At 53.7% G+C, this 259-nt stretch carries 1 tRNA gene and 1 rRNA gene; both read right to left on the bottom strand.

From position 1 onward, the window contains the following. Nucleotides 1-7: 7 nt before the first annotated feature. A tRNA-Ile gene (locus H0X95_RS35840) sits at nt 8-84 on the bottom strand. 64 nt (nt 85-148) lie between these two features. Beyond that, a 16S ribosomal RNA gene (locus H0X95_RS35835) occupies nt 149-259 on the bottom strand; the annotation flags it as partial.

Below are 259 nucleotides of genomic sequence, written 5' to 3'. Positions count from 1 at the left end.
CAGACAATGGTGGGTCTGGTTGGATTCGAACCAACGACCCCCGCCTTATCAAGACGGTGCTCTAACCGACTGAGCTACAGACCCCTGAGTCTGTCTTTAATTTACAGCCGATAAGCGTGAGCGCTCAACTTGTGCGAGATAGCTCTGGAAAGGAGGTGATCCAGCCGCACCTTCCGATACGGCTACCTTGTTACGACTTCACCCCAGTCATGAATCCTACCGTGGTGACCGTCCTCCTTGCGGTTAGACTAGCCACTTC

Source organism: Burkholderia sp. 9779_493 (assembly GCF_015712215.1).
Lineage (GTDB): Bacteria > Pseudomonadota > Gammaproteobacteria > Burkholderiales > Burkholderiaceae > Burkholderia > Burkholderia cenocepacia.
Note: the sequence above shows the minus strand (reverse complement) of the source record. Positions and strands in the feature narration are given on the sequence as shown.